At 71.8% G+C, this 3133-nt stretch carries 3 protein-coding genes; 1 reads left to right on the plus strand and 2 read right to left on the minus strand.

The genetic code is table 11. The features are described from left to right. Positions 1-167 precede the first annotated feature (167 nt). The gene (locus RH94_RS04470) at positions 168-1808 is read left to right on the plus strand and encodes an NRAMP family divalent metal transporter (RefSeq protein WP_073946345.1); all 1641 of its coding nucleotides are present in this window, start codon (positions 168-170) and stop codon (positions 1806-1808) included. Positions 1809-1875: 67 nt separating this feature from the next. Here the strand turns inward: RH94_RS04470 and RH94_RS04475 are convergent, their stop codons facing one another. Both RH94_RS04475 and RH94_RS04480 read right to left on the minus strand, forming a co-directional pair. After that, the gene (locus RH94_RS04475) at positions 1876-2304 is read right to left on the minus strand and encodes an ATP-binding protein (RefSeq protein WP_234425530.1); all 429 of its coding nucleotides are present in this window, start codon (positions 2302-2304) and stop codon (positions 1876-1878) included. A 287-nt stretch (positions 2305-2591) separates the two neighbouring features. Then, positions 2592-3133, minus strand: a 542-nt coding sequence (locus tag RH94_RS04480) for a hypothetical protein (protein ID WP_234425531.1), incomplete at its 5' end; no start/stop codon positions are given.

Consider the following 3133-nt stretch of genomic DNA (forward strand, 5'->3'; position numbering starts at 1 on the left):
CCCGCCTGTCCTCGCATTCCTCCGGCATGCGGTAACCACCTCCCCCGCTCGGCGTGCGGCTCCGTGCTGCTCTTGCGCCCCATACGGCGCAGGCGCACAGGGGGGACGGCCGACTGCCGCGTGCTCCCCCGACCTCCCCGGCACCCGGGGAGACAGGGAGGCACCGCATGGCCACCAAGACCACACCGGCCACCGTCACGGCGCCCCGCGCGGCGGTACTGGACGACGCGCACCTCGGCGACATCCACGGCGCCCTGGGCACCGTCCGGCTGGACGACCACGGCGCGCGCCGCGGCCTGTCCGCCAAGGTCAGGACGCTGCTGGCCATTGTCGGGCCGGGCCTGATCGTGATGGTCGGCGACAACGACGCCGGCGCGTTCGCCACCTACGGCCAGGCCGGCCAGAACTACGGCACCCACCTGCTGTGGACCCTGCTCCTGCTGGTGCCGGTGCTGTACGTCAACCAGGAGATGGTGCTGCGGCTCGGCGCCGTCACCGGCGTCGGGCACGCCCGGCTGATCCTGGAACGGTTCGGGAAGTTCTGGGGCGCCTTCAGCGTGATCGACCTGTTCCTGCTGAACGCGCTCACCCTGGTCACCGAGTTCATCGGCATCACCCTCGCGGCGGGCTACCTGGGCCTGCCCAGGGCCGCCGCCGTGATCCTGGCGGCCGCGGTCATCGTCGCGTCGGCGTTCACCGGGTCCTTCAGCCGCTTCGAACGGGTGGCGATGACCCTGTGCGCGGCCTCGCTGCTCCTCGTCCCGGTCTACTTCATGGTCCACCCGCGCACCTCGCAGATGGCCCGGGACTTCGTCGTGCCGAACCTGCCCGGTGACAGCGGCCAGTTGTCCACCGTAATGCTGCTGATCATCGCCGTCGTCGGCACCACCGTGGCTCCCTGGCAGCTGTTCTTCCAGCAGTCCTACGTCATCGACAAGCGCATCACGCCCCGCTTCATGCGCTACGAGAAGGCCGACCTGTGGATCGGCATCGTGATCGTGGTGATCGGGGCCGCCGCGATGATGGGCTTCACCGCCGCCGCGTTCGCCGGCACGGGCGGCTTCGGCCGCTTCACCGACGCCGCGGGCATCGCCGGCGGACTGGAGCACCAGGCCGGCCGGGTGGCGGGCGTCCTGTTCGCGATCGCCCTGCTGGACGCCTCGGTCATCGGCGCCTTCGCCGTCTCCCTGTCCACCGCGTACGCCGTCGGCGACGTCCTCGGTCTGAAGCACTCCCTGCACCGGGGGGTCGGCGGCGCCAAGGGCTTCTACGCCGTCTACGCCGGACTGGTGGCCGCCGCGGCGGCGATCGTCCTGGTCCCCGGCTCCCCGCTGGGCCTGCTCACCGAGGGCGTCCAGACCCTCGCCGGCGTGCTGCTGCCCTCCGCCTCGGTCTTCCTGCTCCTGCTGTGCAACGACCGCCAGGTGCTGGGCCCCTGGGTGAACGGCCGGAAGACCAACGCCTTCACCACCGTGGTGGTCGGCGTCCTGGTCACCCTGTCGGTGATCCTCACGGCGGCGGTCCTCTTCCCGGGCCTGTCCTCGGCCGCGATCCTGTGGATCCTGACCGCCTGCGCGGCGACGGGCCTGGCTCTCACCGGCCACTTCTTCACCAGGCGCCGCAGGGCCACCCCGCCACCGGTCGACCGGACCGCCGCCCGGTCCTGGCGGATGCCTCCGCTGCACACACTCCCCCGGCCGGTCATGTCCACCAGCCGCAGGATCGGCATGACGGCCCTGCGCGGCTACCTGCTGGTCGCCGTGGTCCTGGTGGTCCTCAAGGTCACCGAGGTGGCCCTCGGCCACTGACCGCGCCAACGGCTCCCGCATGGCGGTGACTTCGCGGGGCGCTTCCCTGCGGGAAAACCGGGGCCGGTCATGCCGGGCACCTCAGGCAGGCGCGGACTTCTCGGCCCCTGCGCGTCTGGTGGACCTCGATCGACTGTGCGAGGTGCTGGACGATGCCGGCGCCGCGGCCGTGCTCGTCCGGGGCGATGTCGGGGCGGGAGCGCTCCACGGCCGTGCCGGAGTCACTGACCACGATGTACAAGGTGCCGTTGTCGAGGACGAGCAGCAGGGTCATGCGCTCGCGGCCGTACCGGGCGGCGTTGGCGGCGAGTTCGTCGACGATGAGAACGGCGGAGTCCCGCTCGCTTTCGGGAACGCTCCAGGTCTCCAGCAGATCCGCCGCGAAGTGACGAGCGGCGGAGACGTGCGCCTCCTGCGCGGGCAGGGTGAGCAGCGCCTGGTGGCGGCAGCGCTGGAGGAACGGTGGGCCCGGGCAGGGGAAATCGGTTACGAACATGGTCTTCTGACTCTTCTGTGGGCGTGCGGAGGCCGGAACGTGGGAGACCGCCGACGACTTCGAGGGACGGTCGGTATGCCGGATCCTGCATGAGAGCGCTCAGTCGGTTCCACGGATGACGCATGCCGAACGGTTCGAGCCACTCACGCCTTTTGCTCCGCTTCTTGTTGCCCTGCTTCTTGCGGTCAGATCAATGGCGGTGGAGGGCCGAGCTCGCTCGGCTTCGCCGGAGCTCGATGTACGTCAGGAGCCCGCCCGGTGCAAGGCCGGGCGGGCTCCTGACGACCTCATGCCCGGACCGTGACCAGCTTCTGACCGTTGCCGGCGACGATCTCGAAGTGCTCGATGGCACCCGGCGACATGGGGACCGCCCCTGGGATCGCGGTGCCGGGAGGGTACTCGCCCGCCCGCCAGCTGGCGCCGTCCGCCCTGACCCCGCCGGGCCCGACCGCCTGCAGCCGACAGGTGATCCCGGCGGGCGCCCCCTTGGCGGAGACCTGCAGGACGCTGCCCCAGGCAGAGGGCGAGACCTTCACCGAGGCGGAGACGCCGGTGGCGGGATCGTTTCCGGAGAAGGTGCGCGAAGGCGCCGGCGCGGTCGGTCCGGGCTGCTTCGCCTCGCTGCCCACGGACCCGACGGCCGCCAGCCATGTGCCGCCGACCGCTCCCGCGAGGAGCATCAGGGAGGCGGCGGCGCCCGCCAGTTGCAGCCGCCACGTCCTGCGGCGCCGGGCCGCGGCCTGCTGCAGCAGCCTCTCCAGCACCCCCGCCTCGCGCGCCTGCGGCACCGCGGCCACGGCGGGCCGTGCGGGCAAAGAACCCTGCGCAC

The sequence above is a fragment of the Streptomyces kebangsaanensis genome (assembly GCF_001906585.1).
GTDB lineage: Bacteria > Actinomycetota > Actinomycetes > Streptomycetales > Streptomycetaceae > Streptomyces > Streptomyces kebangsaanensis.